2 protein-coding genes are annotated in these 1293 nt (G+C 60.8%); both read right to left on the reverse strand.

Translation table 11 applies throughout. The features are described from left to right. The coding region (locus tag IGB42_RS21785; protein ID WP_159675652.1) for a hypothetical protein at positions 1-732 on the reverse strand (732 nt) is incomplete at its 3' end. Between the two features lie 126 nt (positions 733-858). Continuing rightward, positions 859-1293 (reverse strand): hypothetical protein (locus IGB42_RS21790; protein WP_201800057.1); only part of this gene is annotated, 435 nt, incomplete at its 5' end.

Consider the following 1293-nt stretch of genomic DNA (forward strand, 5'->3'; position numbering starts at 1 on the left):
GGCATCGTCCGAAAGCCTGTCGCCGAGGCCGCCCAGTTGGTCTTGTACTTCTTTGGTGCGCGGTTGCTGTTCTGAAAGTCTTTGCGCCTGCATGCCCTCAGTGCGCTGGCCAAGGCGGGAATACTTGGGGCGATCAGGGAAAAGCCGGGCGAATTCTTCGTCGCTCAGCTGTTCTTCTGTTGCTCCCTCTCCGCGAGGCGTTTCGCCAAGGATTCCTGCACTCTCTGCTCTTCGAGAATCCGTATCGCTTTCTCGCGCTGCCGGTGCAGGCGTTCCCTGCCGGTCAGCACGTCGGAGACTGTCCCAGCTGAGCTGCCTGTTCTGGATGAAGTCATCGCTTCTGCTTGTTTCATTTTCAATCTCCAGCTTGCGCCAGAACTCCCGCGACTGCGGGATCATATCGATAATTTGAACCGTATCCGGCTGGTTCGCAACTATGGATTCAACAATCCGTCGACCAACGCCGGCAGATCGCGCGTGTTCGCGCACCTCGATATCGTGTATCGCGGAGATTGAGCCGAACGGGTCAACTTGCGCGGTCAATGCGGCGACCCGTTGTCCATCCCGGTCATATATGGCGAAGTCGTAAACCTGCGAATCTGGGTCCAGATGAGCCGCATGGCCCATATGTAGCGCTGTTTCTCCAAAATCCCCCTCGTGTGCATCGGTCCGGTGCAAAGCCGACAAGATAGTGAACTCGCCGTTGCGGTACGTCGGGCCTACCTTGTTCATGCCCACATCCGTCCACTGCAACGCATCCCGCTCGGCCTGCGAGCGGCGCGCTTCGCCCGGCTGCGAGTAGGCCGGCGCCATCACCTGGGTGGATTGCTCGCCGGTCGGCTTGCCCTCGATATGGCGTTAGGCGCTGGCCAGCAGCTGCTCGATCTCGGCATCGCTCCACTTCGTCACCGCCCAGCCGAAGCCGTTCTGGCGCAGGTAGTTCTTGAAGGCCAGCATGATCTTCTGCCACCACGATGCCTCTCTGGCCTGGCCCATGGCCGCGCGATCCGCCAGCACTTCCTCTACCGCCAGCGCCTTGTCGTAACCGTATTGCTGCATCAACCGGTCGGCATCCTCGCGCACGTCCGCGTGATCACGGTAGATGCTGTTCATCAGCGGATTCAGGCCATCGCCAAACACACCGCGCAGGCCGGCATGCCCCAGTACTTCATGCAGCAGTACGAATGCCGCCTGTTGCGGGCTGCGCAGGTTGTCGCCCACCAGGTAAACCGAATCGCCGTCGTACAGCCCTTCCAGATCCTGCGCCCCATCGCGCTCGATCTGCGCCCGCAG

Origin of the sequence: Andreprevotia sp. IGB-42 (assembly GCF_009848685.1) — a bacterium.
GTDB lineage: Bacteria > Pseudomonadota > Gammaproteobacteria > Burkholderiales > Chitinibacteraceae > Andreprevotia.